General features: G+C 63.4%; 16 protein-coding genes. 9 read left to right on the plus strand and 7 right to left on the minus strand.

Features of this window, described 5'->3' with window-relative positions:
- Position 1 precedes the first annotated feature (1 nt).
- From ACEN84_RS26115 to ACEN84_RS26145, 7 genes are all read left to right on the plus strand, one after another.
- A complete protein-coding gene (locus tag ACEN84_RS26115) occupies positions 2 to 1132 on the plus strand; it encodes an ABC transporter permease (RefSeq protein WP_413712214.1) in 1131 nt (376 codons plus the stop codon).
- A 10-nt stretch (positions 1133 to 1142) separates the two neighbouring features.
- Positions 1143 to 2810, plus strand: coding sequence for an ABC transporter ATP-binding protein (locus ACEN84_RS26120; RefSeq protein WP_413712215.1), 1668 nt, complete (start codon positions 1143 to 1145; stop codon positions 2808 to 2810).
- A 22-nt stretch (positions 2811 to 2832) separates the two neighbouring features.
- Complete coding sequence (locus tag ACEN84_RS26125) at positions 2833 to 4200, plus strand: alpha-glucosidase/alpha-galactosidase (protein ID WP_130280831.1); 1368 nt, start codon at positions 2833 to 2835, stop codon at positions 4198 to 4200.
- Between the two features lie 121 nt (positions 4201 to 4321).
- The gene (locus tag ACEN84_RS26130; protein ID WP_413712216.1) at positions 4322 to 5266 is read left to right on the plus strand and encodes a lytic transglycosylase domain-containing protein; all 945 of its coding nucleotides are present in this window, start codon (positions 4322 to 4324) and stop codon (positions 5264 to 5266) included.
- A 160-nt stretch (positions 5267 to 5426) separates the two neighbouring features.
- On the plus strand, positions 5427 to 5876 hold the full coding sequence (gene msrB / locus ACEN84_RS26135) for a peptide-methionine (R)-S-oxide reductase MsrB (RefSeq protein ID WP_112718604.1): 450 nt from the start codon (positions 5427 to 5429) through the stop codon (positions 5874 to 5876).
- The gene (msrA, locus tag ACEN84_RS26140) at positions 5873 to 6379 is read left to right on the plus strand and encodes a peptide-methionine (S)-S-oxide reductase MsrA (protein ID WP_413712217.1); all 507 of its coding nucleotides are present in this window, start codon (positions 5873 to 5875) and stop codon (positions 6377 to 6379) included. Before msrB ends, msrA begins: the two co-directional genes overlap by 4 nt.
- A gap of 136 nt (positions 6380 to 6515) precedes the next feature.
- The gene (locus ACEN84_RS26145) at positions 6516 to 6812 is read left to right on the plus strand and encodes a hypothetical protein (RefSeq protein ID WP_112718600.1); all 297 of its coding nucleotides are present in this window, start codon (positions 6516 to 6518) and stop codon (positions 6810 to 6812) included.
- 10 nt (positions 6813 to 6822) lie between these two features.
- Here the strand turns inward: ACEN84_RS26145 and ACEN84_RS26150 are convergent, their stop codons facing one another.
- Positions 6823 to 8064, minus strand: coding sequence for an EAL domain-containing protein (locus ACEN84_RS26150; RefSeq protein ID WP_413712218.1), 1242 nt, complete (start codon positions 8062 to 8064; stop codon positions 6823 to 6825).
- A gap of 129 nt (positions 8065 to 8193) precedes the next feature.
- On the opposite strand from ACEN84_RS26150, the gene ACEN84_RS26155 reads away from it, so the two are divergent.
- Entirely contained in the window at positions 8194 to 9990 is a 1797-nt protein-coding gene (locus ACEN84_RS26155) for a diguanylate cyclase (protein WP_413712219.1), read from the plus strand.
- Positions 9991 to 9992: 2 nt separating this feature from the next.
- Here the strand turns inward: ACEN84_RS26155 and ACEN84_RS26160 are convergent, their stop codons facing one another.
- Positions 9993 to 11399 (minus strand): pilus assembly protein TadG-related protein, encoded by a 1407-nt coding sequence (locus ACEN84_RS26160; RefSeq protein WP_413712220.1) that lies wholly within the window; start codon positions 11397 to 11399, stop codon positions 9993 to 9995.
- Here ACEN84_RS26160 and ACEN84_RS26165 point away from each other — a divergent pair.
- A complete protein-coding gene (locus ACEN84_RS26165; RefSeq protein WP_413712221.1) occupies positions 11374 to 12150 on the plus strand; it encodes a DUF1194 domain-containing protein in 777 nt (258 codons plus the stop codon). The two genes, ACEN84_RS26160 and ACEN84_RS26165, sit on opposite strands and share 26 nt — an antisense overlap.
- Here the strand turns inward: ACEN84_RS26165 and ACEN84_RS26170 are convergent.
- From ACEN84_RS26170 to ACEN84_RS26190, 5 genes are all read right to left on the minus strand, one after another.
- Entirely contained in the window at positions 12147 to 12413 is a 267-nt protein-coding gene (locus tag ACEN84_RS26170; protein WP_112718590.1) for a hypothetical protein, read from the minus strand. The genes ACEN84_RS26165 and ACEN84_RS26170 overlap by 4 nt on opposite strands.
- Before the next feature lie 157 nt (positions 12414 to 12570).
- Complete coding sequence (locus ACEN84_RS26175; RefSeq protein ID WP_413712222.1) at positions 12571 to 13857, minus strand: HlyD family type I secretion periplasmic adaptor subunit; 1287 nt, start codon at positions 13855 to 13857, stop codon at positions 12571 to 12573.
- Between the two features lie 30 nt (positions 13858 to 13887).
- Entirely contained in the window at positions 13888 to 16494 is a 2607-nt protein-coding gene (locus ACEN84_RS26180; protein WP_413712223.1) for a cadherin-like domain-containing protein, read from the minus strand.
- 10 nt (positions 16495 to 16504) lie between these two features.
- Positions 16505 to 18238: a type I secretion system permease/ATPase gene (locus ACEN84_RS26185; protein WP_199625841.1), complete on the minus strand. Its 1734-nt coding sequence runs from the start codon at positions 18236 to 18238 to the stop codon at positions 16505 to 16507.
- Between the two features lie 69 nt (positions 18239 to 18307).
- Positions 18308 to 25354, minus strand: a complete 7047-nt coding sequence (locus tag ACEN84_RS26190; protein ID WP_413712224.1) for a peroxidase family protein — start codon at positions 25352 to 25354, stop codon at positions 18308 to 18310.
- Positions 25355 to 25375: the final 21 nt, after the last annotated feature.

Below are 25375 nucleotides of genomic sequence, written 5' to 3' on the forward strand. Positions count from 1 at the left end.
GATGCTGGCATTCGATTCCTCTCCGCCGCCTCCGCACGAAGAAAACGTCAAGGCGACCGCTCATGGCAACGAGAGCTATCTCGCTCTCGTCTGGCGCCGCCTTCGCCGCTCCTGGACCGGCATGATGGGGCTGATCCTCGTCGGGCTGCTGCTGATCATGGCGATCTTTGCCGATTTCTTCGCGCCGCTCGATCCGAAGGCGACCGATGTCGGCTTTGCGCCGCCGCAGGTCATGAGCATCCATGACAAGGATGGTAATCTCGTCTGGCCGCGGGTCTATGCGCTTGCCGATTCCGAGGAGCTCGACCCCGTCACCTTCCAGCCGATCGTCGGGCCAGACTATGACAATCCGCGGGTGCTCGGCTTCTTCGTCAAGGGTGCGGAATACAGGCTGCTCGGCCTGATCCCCGCCGACCGCCACTTCTTCGGCTCGGTCGATGGCCAGCCGGTGCATTTCCTCGGCACCGACAAGTTCGGCCGTGACGTGCTCTCCCGCGCCATCGTCGGCTCGCGCATCTCGCTGATGATCGCGCTCACCGTCGTCTTCATCGTCACCATCGTCGGCACGACGGTCGGCATGGTCTCCGGCTATTTCGGCGGCGCGTTCGACGTCTGGGTGCAGCGCTTCGTCGAACTGGTGCTCGCCTTCCCGCAACTGCCGCTTTACCTAGCGCTGACCTCGCTGATCCCGATCACCGCGCCGACCAATATCTTCCTCGCCTTCGTGATCTTCGTCATGTCAGCGCTCGGCTGGGCACAGATGTCACGCGAGGTGCGCGGCAAGACGCTGGCGCTCGCGCGCATCGACTATGTGCGCGCCGCAATGGCTGTCGGAGCGACCGACCGGCGCATCATCTTCCAGCACATCCTGCCGAATGTGATGAGCCATGTGATCGTGGCGGTGACGCTGCATATCCCGAGCGTCGTGCTGCTCGAATCCTTCCTTGGCTTCCTCGGCTTTGCCGTGAAGCCGCCGCTGATCTCCTGGGGGCTGATGCTGCAGGATACGGCGAACTACTCCGTCATCGGGACCTATCCGTGGATTCTCGCCCCCGTCGGCTTCGTGCTCGTCACCGTCTTCGCCTTCAATGCGCTGGGCGACGGTCTGCGCGATGCGGTCGATCCTTACTGAGGTGATGAAGATGGCTCTTGCTCTTGTCAGTTCCTTTGCTCCGCCCGTCCGTCACGATCATGACGGCCGCAAGGAAAGCCCGATCATCGACGCCCGCAATATCGGCGTGAACTTCAAGGTCGAGCACGGTCTCGTCGAAGCGGTGAAGGATATTTCCTTCCAGCTCTATCGCGGCGAGACGATCGCCATCGTCGGCGAATCCGGCTCCGGCAAGTCGGTGACGGCGCGTACCGTCATGGGGCTCTTGTCGAAGCGTGCCATGACCTCGCCGAAATCGACCGTCGAGTATGAAGGCAAGAATATCCTGAAATTTTCCGAGCCGGCGCGCCGCAAGCTGCGCGGCAACCGGATCTCGATGATCTTCCAGGAGCCGATGAGCTCGCTGAACCCGATCTATACGATCGGCAGCCAGATCGTCGAAGCGATCCGCGTCCACAACAAGGTCAGCCGCAAGCAGGCCGAGGCGAGGGCGCTGGAGCTCCTGAAGCAGGTGCAGATTCCTGATCCGGAAGCGCGGCTGAAGCAGTATCCGCACCAGCTCTCCGGCGGCCAGCGCCAGCGCGTGATGATCGCCATGGCGCTGTCGAACAACCCCGATGTGCTGATCGCCGACGAGCCGACGACGGCGCTCGACGTCACCGTCCAGGCGCAGATCCTCAACCTCATTCGCAACCTCCAGAAAGAGTTGCGGATGGCGGTGATCCTCATCACCCACGACCTGACGGTCGTTCGCCAGTTTTCCGACTACGTCTATGTGATGCAGCACGGCGAAATGCGCGAGCACAACACGACCGAGCAGCTCTTTGCCAACCCGCAGCATCCCTATACCAAGCATCTTCTGGCATCGGAGCCGCGCGGCCAGGCCAATCCGCTGCCTGAGGGATCGGATATCATTCTCGATGCGCGCGGCGTCCGCGTTTCCTTCATGATGCGCCATGGCGGCTTCTTCAAGCCTGAGCTGAAGGAACTGGTCGCCGTCGACAGCCTCAATCTGACGCTGCGCCGGCACGAGACGCTGGGCCTCGTCGGCGAGTCCGGTTCGGGAAAGACGACCTTCGGGCAGGCGCTGGTGCGCCTTAACGACCCCGATACCGGCGAGATCTATTTCGACCGGCAGCCGATCCACGGTAAGTCGCGATCCGAAATGCGGCCGCTGCGCGCGCGCATGCAGATCGTTTTCCAGGATCCTTTCTCGTCGCTCAATCCGCGCATGACGATCGGCCAGATCATCGAGGAGGGGCTCGTCGTCAACCGGCTCGGCGCCACCAAGGCGGAGCGTCTCGACCGCGTGCGCGACGCGCTTTCGGCGGCAGGCATGCCGGGCAATATCCTGTCGCGCTTCCCGCACGAGTTCTCGGGTGGCCAGCGCCAGCGTATCGCCATTGCCCGCGCCATTGCCCTCGAACCGGAGTTCATCCTGCTCGACGAGCCGACCTCGGCGCTCGATCTTTCCGTCCAGGCGCAGATCATCGAGCTGCTGCGCAAGCTGCAGGACGAGCGCGGCCTCAGCTACCTGTTCATTTCGCATGATCTCAAGGTCGTGCGCGCCCTCTGCCACCGCGTGATCGTCATGCAGCATGGCAAGATCATGGAAGAGGGTCCAGTCAACGAAGTTCTCACCAATCCCAAGACCGCTTACACCGAACGGCTCGTCAAAGCCGCTTTCGAGGTAGCCTGATTTGCATCTGCCGGAGGTTTACATGGCAAATCCCAGAATTACGTTCATCGGAGCTGGCTCCACCGTTTTCATGAAGAACATCGTCGGCGACATCCTGCAGCGCCCGGCGCTGTCGGGCGCCACGATCGCGCTGATGGACATCAATCCGCAGCGTCTCGAAGAGAGTGCCATCGTCGTCAACAAGCTGATCTCGACGCTGGGCGTCAGCGCCAAGGCGGAAACCTATTCGGATCAGCGCAAGGCGCTGGCCGGCGCCAATTTCGTCGTCGTCGCCTTCCAGATCGGTGGCTACGAGCCCTGCACGGTAACCGATTTCGAAGTGCCGAAGAAATACGGCCTGCGCCAGACGATCGCCGATACGCTCGGCGTCGGCGGCATCATGCGCGGTCTGCGCACCGTGCCGCATCTCTGGAAGATCTGCGAGGACATGCTCGCGGTCTGCCCCGAGGCGATCATGCTGCAATACGTCAACCCGATGGCGATCAACACCTGGGCGATCTCGGAGAAGTACCCGACGATCAAGCAGGTCGGCCTCTGCCACTCGGTGCAGGGCACGGCGATGGAACTGGCCCACGACCTCGATATCCCCTACGAGGAAATCCGCTACCGTTCGGCCGGCATCAACCACATGGCCTTCTACCTGAAATTCGAGCATCGCCAGCCCGACGGCTCCTACCGCGATCTCTATCCGGATCTGGTGCGCGGCTACCGCGAGGGCCGTGCGCCGAAACCCGGCTGGAACCCGCGCTGCCCGAACAAGGTGCGCTACGAGATGCTCACCCGCCTCGGCTATTTCGTCACCGAAAGCTCAGAGCATTTCGCCGAATACACGCCTTATTTCATCAAGGAAGGCCGCGAGGACCTGATCGAGAAATTCGGCATCCCGCTCGACGAATATCCGAAGCGCTGCATCGAGCAGATCGAGCGCTGGAAGGGCCAGGCGGAGACCTACCGCTCTGCCAACACGATCGAGGTCAAGCAGTCGAAGGAGTATGCCTCCTCGATCATCAACTCGGTCTGGACCGGCGAGCCTTCGGTCATCTACGGCAATGTCCGCAACAACGGCTGCATCACCTCGCTGCCGGAAAATTGCGCCGCCGAAGTGCCCTGCCTCGTCGATGCCTCCGGCATCCAGCCGACCTATATCGGCGCCCTGCCGCCGCAGCTGACGGCGCTGATGCGCACGAATATCAACGTTCAGGAACTGACGGTCCAGGCGCTGATGACGGAAAATCGCGAGCATATCTACCATGCGGCGATGATGGACCCGCATACGGCGGCCGAGCTCGATCTCGACCAGATCTGGTCGCTGGTCGACGATCTCCTCGTCGCCCATGGCGACTGGTTGCCGGAATGGGCACGCGGCGGTCGCAAGGTCCGCGCCGCCTGATCGAATGACCGGCGCTGGCAGATGTCGGCGCCGGTCCTGCTCTTGACGGGAGGCGTCAAAGCATCTCGTATGGCTACATTAGCCATGTGATGGCGGCGCTGCTTGGCGGTGCCGGAACCAGATGAAGGCAGTGAGGCAGTCATCACCGCGTTGGTTGGCGCTCTTCGCAGCGGTTCTCGCTGCATGGTCGCCGGCCCCTTCCGCTTTCGCGGCAGGCGAGCCGGAAGGACCGGCGCCTGCCGGATGTCTCTATACCCGCTCGGCGTCTGGAACGGGCGAGACGCTTTGCATCCGCAAGGACAGCTTCAACCGCGATCTCTGCAGTGCCATAGAGCGCTCCGCCGCCGATTTCGAGCTGCCGCCGGACTATTTCGCGCGGCTGATCTGGCGCGAGAGCCGGTTTCGCGCCGATGCCCTGAGCTACAAGGGCGCCGAGGGCATCGCCCAGTTCATGCCGGGTACGGCGAAGCTGCGCGGTCTGCAAAACAGCTACGATGTTCTGGAGGCGCTGCAGAAATCAGCGGAATATCTCGACGAGTTGCGTGACCGCTTCGGCAATCTCGGCCTGGCCGCGGCCGCCTATAATGCGGGCGAGAACAGACTTGCGAGCTATCTCGGCGGCGGTGGCCTGCCGTCGGAGACCCGCGCCTATGTCATCGGCATCACCTCGCACAGTGTCGAGGACTGGAAGGGCGAGGCGCCGGAGATCGCGGCCCCTGCGCTCGACAAGACCAAGACCTTCCTCGATAGCTGTGTTGCCCTTGCCGAAAGCCGGAAGCTGCGCGAGCCCGTCTGGCAGAACGAGGGTACATGGATGCCCTGGGGCGTACAGCTGGCCGCCCATGCCAATCCCGATGCGGCGCGCCGCCTGTTCATGGCGGCCGTCGAGCGGCTGCCGGCGCCGCTCAATGCCGAACAGCCGCTGGTCATGCGCCAGCGCGACCGCAGTTTCGGCTTCCGCCCGCGCTATGTAACGCGCATTGCCCGCCAGACCCGCGCCGAGGCGGACCAGCTCTGCGCCGAGATCCGCAAGAACAACGGCACCTGCCTCGTCTTCCGGAACTGAGCCCCGCAGATACGTTGTGATACAAAGTTTAGCCTTGGTATGACCTGACAAACTACGAGGCGGATGCCTATATAGCGCTTAACGATCCGCCACCCTCGTCCAGTTCCGATCCCACGTTTCCGGACGCTGGTGCAGGCGATCGATCGCTAGGAGAAGAAACATGCAGCACTACACCAAGAGTGCCGACGCCATCGCCAAGCTGACGCCGGAGCAGTACCGTGTGACCCAGCAGTCCGGGACCGAACGGCCCGGAACGGGCGAATATCTCGACAACAAGGAGCCCGGCATCTACGTCGACATCGTGTCCGGCGAGCCGCTCTTTGCCTCGTCCGACAAGTACGAATCCGGCTGCGGCTGGCCGAGCTTTACCAAGCCGGTCGAGCCCGCCAATGTCGCGGAACTCACCGACGTCTCGCACGGCATGGTTCGCACCGAGGTGCGCTCCAGCCACGGTGACAGCCATCTCGGCCACGTTTTCCCTGACGGCCCGCGCGATCGCGGCGGCCTGCGCTATTGCATCAACTCGGCATCGCTCCGCTTCGTCCATCGCGACAGCATGGAAGCGGAAGGATACGGTGCCTATCTCGACCAGGTGGAGGAAGTTCAATGACGACGGAACGCGCAGTTCTCGCAGGCGGCTGCTTCTGGGGCATGCAGGACCTCATTCGCCGCTATAACGGCGTCATCTCAACCCGCGTCGGCTATAGCGGCGGCGAGGTGGCCAATGCGACCTATCGCAATCACGGCAACCACGCCGAAGCGATCGAAATCATCTTCGATCCGGCCAAGATCAGCTATCGCGAGCTTCTGGAATTCTTCTTCCAGATCCACGATCCGTCGACGAAGGACCGCCAGGGCAACGACCGCGGCCCGAGCTACCGCTCGGCGATCTTCTACACGAGCGACGAGCAGAAGCGCGTTGCCGAAGACACGATCGCCGATGTCGATGCCTCCGGCCTGTGGCCGGGCAAGGTGGTGACGGAAGTGACTGCGGTCAGCGACTTCTGGGAAGCTGAACCGGAGCACCAGGATTATCTGGAGCGGATCCCGAATGGCTATACCTGCCATTTCATCCGCCCGGGCTGGAAGCTGCCGAAGCGCAGCGCCGCCTGATCCGGCAAGAGTTTAAGCATGCAAAGGGCGGCCGGCGGTCGCCCTTTTTGCGTGATCACAAATATTAGCGATCCGGCTTTTTCGTTGGCGCGAATATGCGGTTCGCGGTATTCGGATTCCAAACGGGATTCGACTCATGGCCAACAAAGACCAAGTTCTCGTGACGCTGCGCACATACATGCAGGTCAAGCGCGCGCATGATCAGAACCAGGCCGAATATCTCGAAACCCTCCAGCAAAAGTCCCGGGAAGAACCGATCGACACCGCGGCGATCGCCGAACTGACCAATGCCTATCACGAGCTCCAGCATCCCTTGCTCGATGAGATGAGCTATCGTTGGCAGGTGCTGGAGGCATGGTTCGACGATATCGAGGTCGATCTCGTCAGCTGGGCGATCCGCAATCCGAAATTTGCTAGTGCCGTGCGGGGCTGACGAGAGATCGTCAGTTCGCCATCAGATGCTGGCGCACAAGATCGGCGGCGACGGGACGGCCGAGATGATAGCCCTGGACGAGATCGACGCCGAGATCGCCGAGCGTGCGCAACTCCGATGCCGTCTCGACACCCTCACCGACGACAAGGCTGCCGGTATGATGGGCGAAGGTCACCAGCGCATGGGCAAGCGCCCGCTTGACGCTGTCGGTCTCGATATCCTTGGTCAGGCTGATGTCGAACTTGATGATGTCAGGCCGGATGTTCAGGACGTGGCGCATGCTGGCATAGCCCGATCCGGCATCGTCGATGGCAATGCGGACCCCGCGCTCGCGCAGGGGATGGAGGGCGGCGGCGAGTTGCTGGTAATCGTAGATTTTCTCGTGTTCGGTGACTTCGAGAATGACCCGGTCCAGCGGCAGATGGCGCAGCACGATATCGAGCGAACTGTCGACGATGGTCGCCGCCGAGACGTTCAGCGACAGCGAGATCGTATCATCGCCGATGGTCGTGAACTCGTCGATGGCATTCTCGATCGCCTGGCGCTCGACGCGCGAGCGCATGCCGACATCGGCTGCTTCCGAGATCCAGATATCCGGCGAGCGTTTCGGTTCGCCGCCGAAGCGCGCCAGCGCCTCGAGCCCGACGATCTGGCGGTCGGCCATGGCGAAGATCGGCTGGAAGACGATCGCCGGCTCGCGCAACGCCAGCGCTTCGGTGATACGCAGCAGTCGCTCCGAGAAATCGAGATTGTGGCGGATCTCATCGCTGATCTGGCTGGCGATGAGCTCGGCAAAGGCATTCATGATCTCGAGGTCGCGCTCGTTCAGCGTCGGATCGGCATGTCTCGAAAAGCAGCAGAGCGTCCCGTAGATGCGCCCGTCATGAAGCACCAGCGGCACGCTGACATGGGCGCCGATTGGCATCTGATGCGTCGCTGGGATCTCCATCGCTTCCGGGCAGAGCGACGTATCGGGAATGAGCCGTGGCAGCTGGCCGGTCACCACCTTGTAGCAATAGCCGTCATGGAGCGGCAGAAGGTCGCCTGCCTGAAGCGGCGAAGGATAGGCGGCGCTATCGACATTCCGGAAGAGACGGTGGTCGGGCATGAAGCGCGAGACGAAGGCGACATCCATCTTCAGGTGCCGGCGCAAGGTCTTCAGCGCCCGGTCGATCGTCGTCAGCGCCGCGCTCTGCTGCGCCAGCTCCACATTTTCGCGTTGTTGCGCTTGAAGCAGCTGTGGTATCGCCATGCCCGGTTCCCGTTTTGGTGGCTCAACCTTCACGCTTATTATTAAATACTCATTTAACGCTCGATCGTTAAGGTCCACATATCGACGTACGATTTAGGACACAGACTTTCGTGCAGGCGAGATTTCGACATGCGGATTAGCACGATCACCAACTGGGCTTACGGCGTCACGGTCGGTCTGACGCTGCTGTCAGGCGGTGCCTTCATCCTGTCGGCGCGCAGCGCCGATCACGAGCGGCAGACGGTCGTCGAAAGCCAGGCGCTGGACGAGCTTTCCGAGCGCCTGACCATGGCGGCCGAGCAGACCAGCGAGGATGCGCGTCTCTTTGTGATGCGCGGCGAAGACCGCCATCTCCAGGCCTTCCGTGGCGACGAGAATGGCGAGCGTGATCGCGAGCAGGCGCTGAAATCCTTCAAGGCCGCCGCTCTGCTGCAGCAGGAAATGGCTCTGATCCAGGAGATCGAGCAGGATGGCGAAGCGCTCGATGCGATCGAAGAGCGCGCGGTAACCGCCTATGCGAATGGCGATCAGGAAGGCGCGCGCCAGATGCTTTACGGCGCCGAACACGAGCGGGTGCAGAGCGATCTGCTGACGAGCGTTCGCCAGCTGACTGACCTCATCGCCACCCGCACCAATGATGCTCTCACTGACGCCAAGCAATGGAGCGACTTCTGGGGTGCGGTGGCCAAAAGCCTCCTCGGCCTGACGGCGGCGGTTTTCCTCGGGGTGCTCTATTTCGTGCTGCGGCGGCGTGTGGCCATGCCGCTGATGCGCATGACCGGGATCGTCAACCGGCTGGCGCGACAGGATTATGCCGTCGAGGTCTTGACCGATAACCGGCGCGACGAGATCGGCGAGATGAACGACGCCATCCAGATTTTTCGCGATAATGGCCTGGAGCGCGAGCGGCTGGATGCCGAGCGCCGGGCGGACCAGCGCACCAAGGATCTCATCCTGCAGATGATGCACCGCCTGCAGGCCTGCCAGCGGCAGGAGGAGCTCGCCGAGGTGGTCTCGCTCTTCGCGCCGCAGATTTTCCCCGACTTCGCCGGCCATCTCTATGTCATGAACGACAGCCGCACGGCGCTGAGCTCAATCGGCAGCTGGCGCGAACCGCGCCGCGCCGGCCCCGTGCTGACGTCGGCTGAATGCTGGGCGCTGCGGCGCGGCCGTCCGCATGTCAGCGATGCCGCTGCCGGCGATATTCCTTGCCAGCATCTGGAACATGCAGACGAGATGGGCATTTGCGTCCCGCTCTCAGCGCAGGGCGATACGGTCGGCTTGCTCTATTTCGAAGGCGCTTCGGACAGTCATGCAATTGCCTCGGCGCGTCTTTATTTCGAGCTGATCGCCGAGAATATCGGCCTCGGCGTTGCCAATCTGCAGCTGCGCGACCGGCTGATGAGCCTCGCGATCCGCGACGGGCTCACAGGCCTCCTGAACCGCCGGTCGCTGGATGATGCGCTGAACCGGATCGCCAGAGACGAACAGGGCGAGGTGATCGCCATGATGGTGGATATCGATCACTTCAAGCGCTTCAACGACGAATTCGGCCATGACGCCGGCGACGAGGTGATGCGCCGCGTCTCCGCGATCCTGTCGGAGACGGTGGGCGAGGCGGGCACGGTCTATCGCTTCGGTGGCGAGGAGTTCGCGATCCTGCTCGAAGGTGGTGCCGAAGGCAGCGCGCTCGATCTCGCCGAGAAACTGCGCACGCTGATTGCGGCAACGCCGGTCACCTATCACGGCCGCCTGCTGGGTGCGGTGACGATCTCCCTCGGCGCGGCATCATCGACGGCGGACACCCCTTCGGCGGATGTGCTCCTGCGCGCCGATGCGGCACTGTTGAGCGCCAAGGCGAAAGGACGCAACAGGGCGGTGGCCGATTGGGTCGAGCGGTCCTCGACAGATCGGCGGCGTGCGTAGGGCTAGTTGGTCAGGCGGCTGACAGATTTGGTCGCAGTCTCGGCGATCGAGGCGAAGGCGGCAACCAGCCCGTCCATCGTGTTCGGTTCGTAGTAATTGGCCGGTGACGAGGCACAGTATCTGAGCAGGCTCTTGCCGTTCTCGGGCGCCATGAAGGCTACAGTATAAATGACAATGCCTGCGCTCTTGGCGGCCGCGCATTCGTCTCGCACCGACTGGTCGAGGGTCTTGCTCCACTGGTCGGAATTCCCGGTCATTTCCCCATCTGTCATCAGGATGATGACCCGATCGGAATTGGCATTGTTTTTCTTCATTTGCTCGACACTCTCGGTGTCGGTCCCATAGCCGTTCTTCTTGATCGCCGTGGTCGCGGTGTTGACAGATGTTGTCGCATCGGTGCCACCCGTCGGCGCTAGCGTCATGTTGGTGACGTAGCGCCGGGAGTCGCTCGTTCCCCAGGCCATTGCCGATTTGCCTTTGATGCCATTCGTATAGGAGATCACCCCTGTCCGGACATATCGGGGGGTGGGGTCAGACTTGTCCAGTGCGTCGAAGAGTGCGGTGGCGGCCTGTTTGAGGGCTTCGATCTTGGTGACGTAAACGGGCGGGCCGTAAAGCAGGCAGCCGTTCAAGAGCGGGATGAGGCAGGGTGTGTTTTTCACCGTTGTCGTATTCTGCGCCATCGATCCGGACTCATCGACAAGCACCTCCATCGAGAGCCCGTTCTTGGTGCTGCCCGATCCGCTGGCGCTATTGCTCGACGCGGTGATCGTCCGCGTATTGCCGGCCAGGAGCCCCATCAGCGGTGTCAAGGTGATGTTTGCCGATGAACTGACGGCGACCGTGAACGATTTGGCAGTGCCGTTGGTCGTTGTCGTTATCGTCGTGTTCGTCGCACTCTTGATGGCGGAGGCTGCCGCTGCGCTCACCGTGTTCGCCATCTGGCCGCTGACAAAGTCCTTGGCGAGCGCCTTTCCACCGGTGTCGTCGACCTTGCCGTCGGCGAGGGCCGTGGCGACTGCAAGAGCCGCGGAATCGGTTGCCTCCTGAAGCTGCCGCTGGGACAGCATGATGTTGCCGAGATCGATCGCAAGTCCCGCGCCGCCGATGAGCACAGGCAAGACGATCGCGGTCATCATCGCGAAGTTGCCGTTGCGGTCGCTGTTCAGCTGCCGCATATGGTGCAGAAAGCCTGACATGCAGCGAAAACGGCGTACATCAGAGATTGTGCCATTCGATCTCGATCTGTGCTTAACGCAAGGAAAACGTGCGTCGCGCGGACGCATATCTTTGGCACAGGCGCAAACTTTCCCTGCCTCATTGGCAGATGAAAGGGGCGGACTATATCCTTTCCGGACTCCATAGCCGGTGATTGGATTGCCGATGTTTGAGACGCTCGCGATACTCATGAGTCTTTCGGGAAGCGCGCCTGTCCTGGCGCAAGCCGGGTCGAACGAGGTCGATGTCAAGCTCGTACTTGCTGTCGATACATCCCGGTCGATGGATTTCGAGGAGGTCCGCATCCAACGCGAAGGCTATGTCGAGGCGCTCAAGCACAGGGAATTCATCGATGCGGTCAAGGGCGGGCTGACCGGCCGGATCGCCATCAGCTATTTCGAGTGGGCGGGCTATGTCGTGCCCGGTTCGGTGATCGACTGGCATGTCATCGAGAACGAGGACGATGCGCTCGCCTTTGCCAACAGGCTGGAGGAGCGGCCGCTGAATACCCAGCGCCGCACCTCGATTTCGACGGCGATCACGCAGGGGGCGACGATGATCGTCACCAGTCCTTATTCCGCCATGCGGCAGGTGATCGACGTCTCAGGCGACGGTACCAACAATGCCGGAAGCCCGGTTGCCCCGACGCGCGACAAGGCCGTGGAGGCGGGCTTGATCATCAACGGACTGGCCTTGATGCTGCGGCCCTCGGGCGCTCCCGGCGGTCTCGACAACTATTATGCCGATTGCGTCATCGGCGGTCCCGGCGCTTTCGTGCTGCCGGTCTACAAGATCGAGGATTTCGGCGTTGCTGTGCGCCGCAAGCTGGTCCTCGAAGTCAGCGGGGTGACGCCCTGGCCGGAAATCCAGAAGGCTGCCACGGCGCCGAAGAGCGATTGCATGGCCGGCGAAAAGCAGTGGCAGGAATTCTTCGACCGCTAGTGCAGGCGCCCGCCGTGATCGCTGGCCAAATCGGCGGAGGTAATCCAGACGCGGCCGTCGAAGGCGACCTCGCCGCGGTCGGTCTTGCCGCTGGCGATGCGCTCGATCAGCCCGAGATGCTGGCGCACCGCATCAACACGATTGGCAGCCTTCAGGGCTTCATCAAGCACACAGACGGCCTGTCGCGCCGCGCCGTCGCCCATGATGATCAGCGTATGGTTTGTCTTGGCGAGTATCTTTCCGGGCAGTGTAACGAGCCGCATCTTACCACCTCAACTTAGCTTGGAAGCGCGCCTCCGGGGAGGCCTCGATAGCGGCAAGGCTGGTCCAATATAGTTAACGAAGGGTTAACGGCGCGCGGCCCGGAGCGATGGCGGTACGCTCCGGGCCGCGGCTGCCGATACGTTTCGCGGAAGCCAATCACTCCTCGCGAAACGCCCGCATCATCTGATCCGTAAAGGGTTTGGCGAGGTAGGAGAGGGCGCTGCGCTCCTCCGTCTGGACATAGACCTCGACAGGCATGCCGGGCATCAATTTGCGCGATCCGAGCGCCAGAAGATCGGCTGGCGTGATGGTCGCGAGATAGTAGGGCCGGCCGGTTGCGCGGTCGGTTGCGGTCGCCGCAGCGACCACATCGACGGTGCCGTGGAATTCCGGCGTGGTGCGCTGGTTGAAGGCGGTGAAGCGCATGCGGGCGGGCTGGCCCGGGGCGATACGGTCGATATCGGCCGGTGGCACCTGGATTTCGACGCTCATCTCTTCGCTATCGGGGACGACGGACATCACGGTCGCGCCGGCGCCGACAATGCCTCCGATCGTGTGGATCTGCATGTCATAGATCAGGCCGTCGACCGGGGCGCGGACCTCCATGCGGGTCAGCCGGTCGCGGGCGGCGACTTCGCGTTCCCTGAGCTCCGCCACCTTGGCTTCGAGCGCGACGATCTCGGTCTGTGCTTCCTTGCGGTGGTTCTGGTCGAGCGACAGCAGCTTGATGCGAACCTCGCTGATCTCGTTTTCGGTCTCGGCCATGCGCGCCATCAGCTCGCCCTTGGCGCCTTCGTTGCGGGCCTTCTGCCGGGCGAGATCGCGCTGCTGGGCCACCTGGATCAAGCCCTTGGCAAGAAGGTTGTTGGCCTTCTGCAGCTCCTTGTCGATGATTTCCTGCTCCGCCTCGTTCGACTGGGCCTGGGCGCGATAGGCGGCCACCTGCTGCTCCAGCTGGATGATCTGCAGGCGCAGTTGCTCCTTCTGGTTGGTCAGCATGCCGAGATTTTCGCTGAACAGCTTGGTCTCGCTTTCGAGGAGCGGGGCGGGGATGGCAAGGCCCTTGAAGTCAAGGGACTTGGCGCCATCGCGCTCGGCCGTGAGGCGGGTCATCATCGCCAGCATCTGCTGCAGCTGGCCCTGGACGATGGTCAGCTCGACGCGCGTCTGCGTCTCGTCGAGGCGGAAGAGCACCGAGCCCTTGCGCACCGCATCGCCGTTGCGCACGAGGATCTCGGAGACGATGCCGCCATCGCGGTGCTGGATCACCTTGACTTGTTGCGAGACGGCGACCTGCCCCTGCGCGATGACGGCACCCGAGAGCTTGGCCTGCGCCGCCCAGCCGCCGATGCCGAAGACCAGCGCGCCTGCCAGGAACGCGGACAGATAGATGCGCCCGGATATGCCGAACTGCTTCTGGGTTTCTTTCTTTGCCGGTTGCATGTGCTTTCCCCTCATTGTCCTTGTTCTTGATCAGCTCTGATGCGGCGTGACGCCGTCCTGGCTGGGCTCGCGTGCTGCGAGAATGAAATCCTGTTCGGTCAGTTCGTGGCGGCCGTAGAGAAGGATCTCAAAATCCTCGTCCCGGTCGAAATCGATGATCGCCTTGACGATCGTCCGGTCGCCGCCCTCGAAATTCTCGTGATAGAGGACGATGCGGTTTGGCGCCGCCTGCGGGCCGCCGCTATCATCGCCACCGAAGACCAGACCGCCGATGCCGGCAGCGATTTCCGAGAAGTCGATCCTGTCGCCGACAGTGAAATCACGGATCTCGTCGCGGCCATCGCCATCGTTTTCGAGCGCCGCGAGGCTGCGGAACACGAAGACATCGGCGCCATCGCCGCCCGCCAGGAAATTCAAGCCGTTGCCGGCGATCAGCATATCGGCGCCACTGCCGCCGATCGCGGCTTCGAATCCGTCGAGCGTGTCGGCGCCGATATCGACGCCGGTCGCGGTTCCACGGTCGAGGTCGATGATGACGGCATGGACGGCGCCTGCGGCGCTGTAGGTGTCGAAGCCGTCGCCACCTTTGTAGCTGTCGTCGCCATCGCTGCGGCCATCGCGGTCTTCGTCGGCGGCATGAACGGCGGCCAGCACGATATCGTCGCCGTCATCGCCGGAAACGGTGTCGTTGCCATCGCCACCGGTCAGCACGTCGTCGCCGTCGCGCCCGGAGAGGCGGTCGTTGCCGTCACCGCCAACGAGGATGTTGTCGGCGGAGTTGCCGGAGAGACGGTCATGACCGGCGCCGCCGATGACGGCCTCGAAGCCGATGATCGTATCGCGGCCGATCTCCTGGCCTTCGGCGAGCTGTGCTTCGAGATCGGCGATGACTTCCTGCACGAGCGCGGCGAGATCGAGTGTGTCGAAGCCGTCATCGCCGCAATAGTCGTCGTCGCCATCGTCGTCGTCTTCATCATCATCGCCGGTGCGGCCGCGCACGACGACGACATCGTCGCCCTTGCCGCCGGAAATGCTGTCGTCGCCATCGAGGCCGCAGAGGACGTCGTTGCCCTCGCCGCCGGAAAGCAGATTGGCTTCGTCATTGCCGGTCAGCGTGTCGTTGCCCGAGCCCGCGAGCACGCCTTCGATCTCGGTGAGGCGGTCGCTACCGATCTCCTCGCCTGTCGCAGTGCCCTGCGACAGATCGGCGGTGATCGCCTTGCGGGCGCTCCTGACATCATAGACGTCATGGCCTTCACCGCCGGAATAGGTGTCGTTGCCGTCGCTGGAGGGCGCGGTCGAAGCGCGCGCTTCTTCGCCGGCGAGTCCGGCCTTGATGACATCGTCGCCCTTGCCGGCAATCACCACGTCATTGCCACTGCCGCCGGTCAGCGTGTCCGCGCCGTCGCCGCCGTCGAGATAGTCGTCGCCGGCTTCGCCGAGCAGGTCGTCATTGCCTTCTTCGCCGAACATGCGGTCGGCGCCGGTACCGCCGCTCAGCTGGTCGTCGCCGCGCCCTGCGATCAGGATATCGTTGCCAGCCTCGCCGAACAGGCGGTCGTTGCCGTCTTCGCCGAAGAGCACGTCGTTGCCATGGCCGCCGAACAGCGTGTCGTGACCGGCGCCGCCATAGAGCGTGTCGTTGCCGTCGCCGCCGAGGATCAGGTCGTCGCCCGCGCCACCATTGATGACGTCGTCGCTCTCGCGGCCGTAGATCGTGTCGTTGCCGCCGAGGCCGGCGATCAGGTCTTCGCCCGGCGTGCCGGTCAGCGTGTCGTCGCCTTCAGTGCCTTGCAATTCATGCGGCGGCGCCTTCTGCAGTCGGAAGATCGCGGCGGTGCGGATCTCGGCTGCGCCATCCGAAACGTCGTAAGTGAAGGTGACGTCGCCGACGAAGCCGCGCTGCGGCGTATAGAGCCAGACATCGGCGCCATAGGAGCGGATCTGGCCGGAGGTGACCCTGATATCGTTGATGCTCAGCGTGTCGCCATCGGGATCGTAGATATGGGCGAGCAGATCGTCGAGCAGCACCAGCGCCGACAGGTTGACGAAGCCGCTCGAGAAGATCGGCCGTCCGAAACTCATCGGCGCCCGGTTGGGATCGTCTTCTGAAGATTGGCCGCCGCCGCCATGCCCGGGAGTGCCGCGGGATGGGCGTGGCTGGAAATCGAGGCTGAGCGGCGAGCGCGGCGAGGGGAACTCGAAACCCTCGCCGGTATCGATGATGCTGCGGCGGTTGTCGTTGGCGGTGATGGTGACGACGCCGCGCTGGACGCGCTCCGGCAGTTCGGAAACGTAGAAGAGCGTGGTGCGGAAGCTCAGGCGCACCGCGGGCTGCTGCTCGGTCTCGACAGGGTATTCCTCGCTGGCGAGCTGCTGCAGGAAGGCCGTGACATCCTCGATGACTTCGTAATCGTCGCGCGCTGCCGGGCCTTCTTCCTTCTCGCGGCTTTCCGTCTGCTGGTTCTTCGCCTCCGGCTCGGCCTTGCCGAACATCATGGCGAGGGCGGAGAAGGCGGTCAGCGGCACGAAGAATTTGCGCGCGCTGCGCTTCTCCTCTTCCTTTTCCCGATACTTGTTGATCGGGGCGATCGCTGCCTGCGCATCCGGCAGGCCAAGGGTGAGCTTCTCCTCCATGACGCCCTCCCTATTCTGCCGCGGTGGTGCGCGCCGGCCGTTCGGCGAACGACTTCTCGACCGCGATCGGCCGCGCCTTCGGTTGCAGCAGCGTTTCCTTCGGGCCGAAGGAGACGAGCTTGCCGTTCTGCAGCAGGCCGACCATGTCGACCGCCTGCAGCGCACTCGGGCGGTGGGCGATGATGACGACGATGCCGCCGCGGCGCCGGACCGAGAGAATGGCCGTCGTCAGCGCCTCTTCGCCTTCGGCGTCGAGATTGGAATTCGGCTCGTCGAGCACCACCAGGAAGGGCTCGCCGTAGAGCGCGCGGGCAAGCGCCACGCGCTGGCGCTGACCGGCGGAAAGCGCGGTGCCATGCGGGCCGAGTTCGGTCTGGTAGCCGTCGCGCAAGTGGACGATCATGTCGTGGATGCCGGCGGCCTTGGCGGCAAGGATGATCTTGCGCGGATCGGGCTCTTCTGCAAAGCGGCAGATATTGTCCGAGATCGTGCCGTCCATCAGCGCCACGTCCTGCGGCAGGTAGCCGACGTGATCGCGGAAGAAATCGGTGTTCCACTGGCCGAGATCGGCGCCATCGACGCGTACGGAGCCGCGCAGCGCCGGCCAGATGCCAAGCAGGCTCTTGACCAGCGTCGTCTTGCCGCCGCCGCTCGGGCCGATGAGGCCGAGCGCCTGGCCGGCCTTCAGCTCGAAGCTGACTTCGCTGAGCAGTACGGCGCCGGTGCTCGGAGCAACCGTCGTCAAGCCCTCGATCTTCAGGCTTTCCTTCGGTTCGGGAAGCGGGATGAACTCGTCCTTGCCGTTCAGCACGGCGAGCGTTTCCTGGATGCGGTGATAGCTGCGGCGGGCCGAGACGACGCTCTTCCATTGGGCGATCGCGAGATCGACGGGGGCAAGCGCGCGGCTGGTGACGATCGAGGCGGCAACGATGGCGCCGGCCGAGAGTTCGCCGCCGATCGCCAGATAAGCGCCGAGACCGAGGATCGCCGATTGCAGCATCATGCGCAGCACCTTGGAGAGGCCTGACAGCGTGCCGCCGATATCGGAGGTCTTGGTCTGGTGTTCGAGGTGGTAGCGGTTGGCGCGCTCGAAACGGTCGACCGCACGCTGTGTCATGCCCATGGCATGCAGGACTTCGCTGTTGCGGGTATTGGAGTCGAGAACGGCATTGCGGGTGACGGCCGCCTTGATCATCGTCTGCGCATGGCGGCGTGTGAGAACTTCGGCAAGGATCGTCAGACCGGCGAGAACCGCGGCACCGCCAAGCGTCAGCATGCCGAGCACCGGATGCAGAAGCCAGACGAAGACGAGGTAGATCGGGATCCACGGCAGGTCGAAGAGAGCGATCGGCCCCTGGCCGCCGAGGAAGCTGCGCAGCGTATCGACATCGCGGCCGCGCTCGGCGGCTTCGGCGGTCGAATAGCCGTAGCGCGGCATCTCGACGACGACCTGGTGCGTCAGCGGCGCCAGCGTCGTATCCATCCGGGCGCCGAGGCGCACGAGGATCTGCGAGCGCAGGATGTCGAAGACACCCTGGAAGAGATAGAGGCCGATCGCCAGGACCGAGAGTGCGATCAGGGTGGAGATGCTGCCGCTGGCGAGCGCCCGGTCGTAGATCTGCAGCATGTAGAAGGCGCCGGTGAGCGCCAGGATGTTGATAAGCCCGGACAGGCCGAACAGATAGGTCAGGATGCCGCGTGCCTTGTCGATCTTGTACTGCGGCTCTTTCTTCTTCGTTGCCATGATTTTCCCCTCCGGCAATTCATTCGGCGCGCCCCATGGCCGTCAGCGGCCATGGGGCAGAGCCATCGATCAGGAGACCCCGTTGAAGTCCGATGCCTTCAGGTTATGGGTGCCCGCGATCATCAGTTCGAAGTCTTCTTCCGGATCGGCGTTGACGTTGCCGCGCAGCACCGTGAAGGCCTCGCCATCGATGGTCTCGTGGCTGACGGCGATCTGGCCTGCGGCGGTGATCGAGCCTGCCTTCAGGGCAAAGCCCTGGACACCGGCAACCGACGTGTTGGCGTCGATGGCCGAGAAGTCGATCTTGTCGCCCGGCTGGAAGCCGTAGATCTTGTCGCCGTTGGCCGCTGCCGCCGAGGTGAAGCGGAAGACATCTTCGCCAGCGCCGCCATCGATGATGTTGACGGCGAGCGACGCGGTGATCGTGTCGTGGCCGGAACCGCCGATGAAGTTTTCGAAGCCGTAGACGGTGTCGTTTCCGGTGCTCGATCCCGCGACGCTGCCTCTGCCCATGAAGCCGTTGCCGAGATCGACCGTGAGGTTGGTCGTGGCCGCGGCATAGTCGAGCGTGTCGTTGCCGTCTCCACCCCAGTAAGTGTCGGAGCCGTCGTTGAGCTTGGCGAGGATGAGGTCGTTGCCGGCACCCGCCCATACCTGGTCGTCGCCTGCGCCGCCTTCGATGACGTCGTCGCCATCGTCGCCGTAGAGCCGGTCGGCACCCGCGTCGCCGAAGATATGGTCGGCATCGGCGCCGCCATGGATCTCGTCGTCGCCGTCGCCGCCCGAGGTGACATCGGCACCCGCGCCGCCGGTGATCAGGTCGTTGCCGCCTTCACCGCGGAGGATGTCGCCGCCGGCTTCGCCGACGAGGATGTCGTTACCGTCGCCGGCGAGGATGATGTCGGCGGCTGCCGCACCGAGCAGGGCCTCGCCTGCACCTGTTCCGATCAGCGTGCGAGGCGTGGCCGGAGCCGGGCCTTCGCCACCGGACGGCTGCTCGCCGTTGTCGTCGTCATCACCGTCATCGCTACCTTCCTGCTCTTCTTCTTCCTCTTCGTGGTCGTCGTCACCGGGATCAACCGGCGGTACTGACCCTTCAGGACCGACGAAGGTGATCGAGCTGCCGTCACGGGTCATCACCGTGCGCCCTTCGTCATCGACAGTCGTTTCGAAGTCGGCGGCGGTGAGGCCCTCAGGCAGTTCGATGACATCCTGCGGACGCAGCGTGCCGACGATCGTGTCGTGACCGCCGCTCGAGCGGAAGACGATACGGTGGGCGGACTGCAGCGCCGAGATGTCGATGACATCGTCGCCATCGGTGCCATCGATGGTGATGGTGTTCAGCGCCAGGCTGGTCTGCGAGAAGTCGCCGATGACGGTGATCGTGTCGCCGCCGGTCACACCGCCTGTCGGCGTGCCGTCGTCGAGCGTGATGTTGCCGACGGTGATCTCCTCGATATTGTCGAGCTCTGCGATGATGGAAGCGTTGTCGGTACCGTTGCGGGTGATGACGATTTCGGTCGTCGCCATCAGCCCGGTGATGCCGGCAAGTTCGGCGGCCTGCCGCGTATAGATGCGGAAGGTCTCGTTGCCGCCCTGGCCGGTGCGGCCGTTGAGGTCGAACGTATCGGTACCGGCGCCGCCATCGACGATGTCGCGTCCGTCTGTTGCGGCGTTGTTGTTGTTGGCGTTCCAGACGATGGTGTCGTTGCCGCCACCGGCGAGGATGATGTCGTTGCCGGTGCCGCCGTCGAAGGTGTCGCCGTCGTTGTCGCCGATGAGGATGTTGTCACCACCGGTGCCGTTGACGCTGCCGGTGTCGCGTGTGACCGTGACGCTGGCCGTGTCCGTCGCGGCGCCATCGCTCACAGTGTAGGTGAAAGTGCGCTGCTGCGTCGTCGAATGGGTGACGCTGACATCGCCGGCCGCATTGACCGAGACGGCAAAGCTCGTCTGGTTTTCCGTCGCGCCGGTAATGTTGAGAACGCTATCGACGTCGGTGTCGTTGGCGAGCAGCGCCCATTCCGGAACCGTGAAGCTGCCGGTTTCGACGTTGGTGATGATGTTGTCATTGCCCGCAACGGGTGCATCATTGACCGCGGTGACCGAGATCGTTGCTGTCGATGGATTGCTGTTCATCAGGCCGTCATTGACGACGACGGTGATGACGCGTGGCACGGTTCCCGGCTGATCGGAGTTATTGCCGAAGGAGATCGCCTGGATCGCCGCCTGGTAGGCAGCAAGGGTGGCGGTCCCCGTCAGCGTTATCGCGATCTGGCCGGCGACAGACGTGTCGGTCTGGGCCGTGATCCCAGCCGGAAGCGTGCCTGCGGTCAGCAGGTCGCCGTTCTGGGCGTTGGTCAGCACGATCCGTGCGGAGACAATCTGGCCGTCTTCGTCGGTGATGGTAGGGCCGGAGGCGATGGCGATCGGGTCGCCATTCTCCACAAAGGTCGCCGCGTAGTTCGTCGAGGGTGCGGCTGCCGGGCGGGTGAACTCGATCGCGACATTGTCGATATTGACGATGTCGTTATTGCCGAGTGCGGTTGACGTGAAGCGGATGATCGCGCCTGCCGTAAAAGGGCCGTTGAGGTCGATGCTGCGCTGGTCGCTGTTGGTGCTGGAGTTGATGAGATCGACCTGGATGAAATTGACGCCATTGGCGGCAAACCAGACCGTGACGCTGTCGCCCTGATCGAGGCCGCTTTCGTCGACATCGTAGGTCAGGCGAGCCGATGTTGCTCCGGCAAGGTTGGCGACACGCTGGACCGTGGCACCGTTGCCATTTTCGTCGAAGACGAGTTCGCCACCAGTGACGAGTACATCTCCACCTGTTGCGCCACCGCTATCGCTGCTCTCGGTCCACGGTGTGGTCCAGGGCGTCGTGCCATCGGAGCCCGTGTAGCTGGACGGGCTGAAGTCGTCCAAATACTGGCCACGATCGAGCGTATAGAGCTGGAGCTGCGGAGGGCTGAGCGAGTATTCGCCGTCGGCAAAGCGCAGCTTCTCGATATTGAAGAGGCGGTCGGTGCCGTCGGAAACCGGGTTGCCGACGGTTTCCTCCTCGCCATCCGGGCCGCCGTCAGCGTCGAAGCCGGTATGGGCGACGGTGATGCTGCCATCCGCATTCTGGGTGATCGTGTAATTGGCGCGGACGTCGGTATAGACAGCCGTGTCGATGTCGCCTTCCTCTTCGCCGTCAATGATCTCGCGGACGATCTCAAGCTGACTTGGGTTAAGCGTGCGGTCGAACATCAGGTCGCTCAGCGACCGTCCACCGAACATCGCGTTACCGTCGTCGTCGAAAACGCCCTTGGAGAGGCCGTCGGACGAGCCGATTTCGTTGCCGTTGAGGTCGTTGATGCGGATGCGGACGTTCAGCCAGCGGTCGCCGTCGATGATGTCGTCGCCGGCCAGGCCGGTGATGACGTCGTCACCGCCGCCGCCGAGCAGGATGTCGGAGGCATCGGCCGTATCCATCACGATCGTCTCGGTGACGCCGTTGACGGTGACGGTGGTGCGGGCACGATGGGCGACGAGCGCCGAGAGGCCGTTGATCAGGCTGAGGTTCTTTTCAAGCAGCGCGTTCGAGTAGCTTTCGAGCGGGCTGCCGGTGCCGGGGATCGCTGCGGTGTTCTGCAGTTCCGCCCGGGCATTGGTGGGCGCGACGCGGCCGGTGAGCACGTCGTCGTGGATCCAGCCGGACAGACCTTCGACGAGGTCGAATCGGTCGCGCAGGATGAAGGCTTCCTGGGTGGCGAAGAGCGGGATGCCGAGATCGGAATTGGCCGCCGTGTCGTCGCCCTTGTGGATCGCCCAGTCGAAACCGGCCATGCCGTTGCTGCGCTGGATGCCATCGCCCTGGAACATGATGTCGTCGCCGGATTCGGCGTCGTAGTCGGTGTCGCTGCCGTCGCCGTTCAGGACGTCGTGGCCGATGATCGAGGAGTTGAAGAACAGTTCGGAGTTTTCACCCGAGAGCGTGTCGAAACGCCCGCCGCCTTCGATCCAGTCGTTTCCTTCGTTGCCCATCAGGAAGTCGCCGCCATCACCGCCGCGGATGAAGTCATCGCCGAGGCCGCCGAGCACGTGCTTGCCGTCAGGACCGGCAATGATGAAGTCCTTGCCGTCATTGCCGAAGATCAGCGCCAGGCCGCTGCCGCCGTGGATGACGTCGTTGCCGCCTTCGCCATGCAGGAAGTCGGCCGCGCCGATATCGGTGCCGGCATTGGTGATGATGTCGTCGCCGTCGCCGCCGTGGACATGGTCGACGCCGTAGCCGGCTTCGAGCGTGTCGTTGCCGCCATAGCCCCAGATCGTGTCGTCGCCTTCGCCGGCAATGATCGTGTCGTCTTCATCCGTGCCGCCCATGACGACATGATCGCCGCCGTGATAGGCCATGTAGTCGAGATCGCCGTCACCATCGGTGTCGCGGCGCACGACCAGCGGCGTCAGAGCCTGCAGGATCGCGTCGGTGAAGACCGGGTCCAGGCCGACCTGCTTGGAGATGTCCATCTCAAGCGTATGGTCGGGTGTCGAGAAGATGTCGCCCGGCAGAGACGTCGTGCCGGCGCCGAGATCGGTATTGCGCATGATGATCTTGCTCAGCGAGTTGTTTTCCAGCTCGTTGAGAAGGTTCAGGCCCTGGACACGCGAGAGATAGTAGAAGCGGTCGGATTCCTGCAGGTTTTCCATCTGCAGTTCGAAGACGAAGGAGAAGGTGGAGCCCAGCATGCCGCCGAAATCCATCTTCTTCTCGGCAAGGCCGCCGATCCAGAGGTCGATGTCGTTCAGGCCGGTCTCGGCATTCGCCCAGGTGCCGGTCGAATTCAGGAAGTCGAGGCGGTCGGCCGGTGCGCCCGCCGTGTTGAGCACGATGGATGCGGCTGCGGCGCGCTTGGCGTCGAGCGACGTTGCGCCGGTGATCGACGAATGCGTGCCGTAGGCGGCGATGAAATTGACGATCGAGGCGGTGTTCTGCAGGTTCAGCGCGAAGTCCGTCCAGCTGACATAGGGCTTCAGCTGCGTGTCCTGGCCGGCTGCCTGATAGAACTGTGCACGCGCCTCGTTGAGCGTCGGCAGGCCGACGTCGCGGCCGCGGGCGATGTTGAGCGCAGCAAGGTCGAGCGGAATGCCGACCAGCTGGTTGCGCAGCACGTCGGTGACGAACTCGTCGATCTCGTTGCCGCCCTGGCGGGTCATGCCGCGGATGATCGCGCCGGCTGCCTGGTCGTGATCGATCAGCACATCGCCGTTGGCATCGACCTCGCCGAGTTCGAGCGGGTTCAGGAAGCCGTCGAAGAGGGTGATGTTGTCGAAGCTGAAGGTTCCATCGGGATTTTCGACGAGACGGTCGATATCCTGGTTCAGCATCGAGTGGCCGAAGCGGTAAACCGCGTGGGCGAATTCGGCAAAGATCGCCGGATTGATATCCGTCGACGGCTCGAAGAGGAAGGCGTCGATATCCGGCTGCATCTTGCGGCCGAATTCTTCGAAGACCAGATGCTGATACTGCATTTCGGTCGTGAAGCGGCCGGCCTGGAAGAGGCGCTCGCCGTTCCAGACAAGGCCTTCGAGCTCGGCTTCGCTCGTCGGCAATGTGGTGATCGGCTCGAGGAGCCACTGGTTGATGAAGACCAGATCGGCGCTGTCGAGGACGACCTGCTTCGTCTGTTCGACGACGCTGTTGTGCTCCGAATGGAAGATGTGGTGGATCGAGGTGAGGCCGATGTTTTCGTTACCGCGGCCGTCGCCGGTGATGTAGTGGGCGTCGAGCAGTTCGTTGTCATACTCGACATTCTGGCCGCGTGTGTTCGTCGCGACCGGATTGCCGGCGATGTCATCGGCATCGGCTACAAGCACGCCACCGACGAGTACGGGAACGGCGGCATGGGCGATATCGTCGAGGAAGGCATGGCCGATGCGAACGGCCCCGGCTGTGCTGACCGGGGCGCCCGGCGTGCCGGAGACGACGATGTCGTCAGCCGTGTTCGGGATGCCGTCGGCGCCAATGCCGGTGATGACCTGCGCATAGCCGTTGGCATCGGGAATGAAGCGGCCGTAGGGATCGGTGCGCAGCAGCGGGATGTTGGTGACATCGGCATCCGTCAGCTCGATGCCGAGCATCTCGCGGGCCTGTTCCTTGATGTCGGCCCAGGTCGGCAGGCCGCGGGCGCCGTCCAGCAGGTTGCCGGTCGCGACCGGCTTGCCGTCGTGCATGACATATTCGCGCAGGAAGACCTGATGCGAGGCATGCGAGGTGTAGGTCTGGTTCTGGTCGACCCAGGGGGTCGTGGTGTTGGCGGCGACTTCGCCGTCCGGGGTGCGGCTGGCGCGGGTCAGGACCATGAAATTGGTATGCGGCGATGCAGGATTGTAGAGCGGGTCATCCGGCGACAGCGGGATATAGACCGTACCGGCGCCGCCCTTGGCGACGAGGTCGAGGCCGTGGTCGAAGAACTGGCCGAACAGCGTGAACATCGAGTTGTAAGGTGCGGAATCGCCGATATCGGGCGAGACGTTTTCGAACGTGTAGACGTAGACGGGCGTACCGGCCGCGGCGAGAACGGTGCCGTCGGGACCGATCACGTCATTCGCATGGACGACGGCGGCGCCGTTGGCGTCCTGCATCGGCGAGCGGGTCGCCGCCTTACCCTCGGCGAGCAGGGCGTCATAGACCATGATCGCTGCGGGGTTGTTGCTGGTCTGATCGACGATCAGGTTGGAGATGATACGCGGATCGGCATCAACGACGGTGCCCGGGCCGACGGCACTGGGCGTGCCCGGCGTATAGTTGCCGTTGGTGAGAACCGTTCCCGGGCCGAATGCCAGCGTGTCATCGTTCTCGTTGAGGTAGTTCGGCTGCACCAGCGGCGTGAACGGCTGGTCGGCTGCGCCCCAGGTTTCCTTGCCGTCGAGCAGATTATCGTAGCTGCCGTCGACTGTCCTGAGACCGTAAGGCAGGAGATGTGCCTGCGGCGCACCGGTGCCGGTCGCGCCGGCGGCTTCGCCGGCTTCGGCGACGAGTGCTGCGAGGTCGCCGCCGGCCGCATGCTGTTCGGCGATGGCGATCTGCTTCAGGATGAATTCGAGGTCGTGTCTTACAAGCGTTACCATTTTCCCCTCCGTCGGCGCGCT

This window comes from Rhizobium sp. Rhizsp82 (genome assembly GCF_047325115.1).
GTDB lineage: Bacteria > Pseudomonadota > Alphaproteobacteria > Rhizobiales > Rhizobiaceae > Rhizobium.

What these genes read in the sequence shown, in the direction of transcription:
- ACEN84_RS26115 (WP_413712214.1), top strand. Translation starts at nt 2, where the DNA reads ATGCTGGCATTCGATTCCTCTCCGCCGCCTCCGCACGAAGAAAACGTC.
- ACEN84_RS26120 (WP_413712215.1), top strand. Translation starts at nt 1,143, where the DNA reads ATGGCTCTTGCTCTTGTCAGTTCCTTTGCTCCGCCCGTCCGTCACGAT.
- ACEN84_RS26125 (WP_130280831.1), top strand. Translation starts at nt 2,833, where the DNA reads ATGGCAAATCCCAGAATTACGTTCATCGGAGCTGGCTCCACCGTTTTC.
- ACEN84_RS26130 (WP_413712216.1), top strand. Translation starts at nt 4,322, where the DNA reads ATGAAGGCAGTGAGGCAGTCATCACCGCGTTGGTTGGCGCTCTTCGCA.
- msrB (WP_112718604.1), top strand. Translation starts at nt 5,427, where the DNA reads ATGCAGCACTACACCAAGAGTGCCGACGCCATCGCCAAGCTGACGCCG.
- msrA (WP_413712217.1), top strand. Translation starts at nt 5,873, where the DNA reads ATGACGACGGAACGCGCAGTTCTCGCAGGCGGCTGCTTCTGGGGCATG.
- ACEN84_RS26145 (WP_112718600.1), top strand. Translation starts at nt 6,516, where the DNA reads ATGGCCAACAAAGACCAAGTTCTCGTGACGCTGCGCACATACATGCAG.
- ACEN84_RS26150 (WP_413712218.1), bottom strand. Translation starts at nt 8,064, where the DNA reads ATGGCGATACCACAGCTGCTTCAAGCGCAACAACGCGAAAATGTGGAG.
- ACEN84_RS26155 (WP_413712219.1), top strand. Translation starts at nt 8,194, where the DNA reads ATGCGGATTAGCACGATCACCAACTGGGCTTACGGCGTCACGGTCGGT.
- ACEN84_RS26165 (WP_413712221.1), top strand. Translation starts at nt 11,374, where the DNA reads ATGTTTGAGACGCTCGCGATACTCATGAGTCTTTCGGGAAGCGCGCCT.
- ACEN84_RS26160 (WP_413712220.1), bottom strand. Translation starts at nt 11,399, where the DNA reads ATGAGTATCGCGAGCGTCTCAAACATCGGCAATCCAATCACCGGCTAT.
- ACEN84_RS26170 (WP_112718590.1), bottom strand. Translation starts at nt 12,413, where the DNA reads ATGCGGCTCGTTACACTGCCCGGAAAGATACTCGCCAAGACAAACCAT.
- ACEN84_RS26175 (WP_413712222.1), bottom strand. Translation starts at nt 13,857, where the DNA reads ATGCAACCGGCAAAGAAAGAAACCCAGAAGCAGTTCGGCATATCCGGG.
- ACEN84_RS26180 (WP_413712223.1), bottom strand. Translation starts at nt 16,494, where the DNA reads ATGGAGGAGAAGCTCACCCTTGGCCTGCCGGATGCGCAGGCAGCGATC.
- ACEN84_RS26185 (WP_199625841.1), bottom strand. Translation starts at nt 18,238, where the DNA reads ATGGCAACGAAGAAGAAAGAGCCGCAGTACAAGATCGACAAGGCACGC.
- ACEN84_RS26190 (WP_413712224.1), bottom strand. Translation starts at nt 25,354, where the DNA reads ATGGTAACGCTTGTAAGACACGACCTCGAATTCATCCTGAAGCAGATC.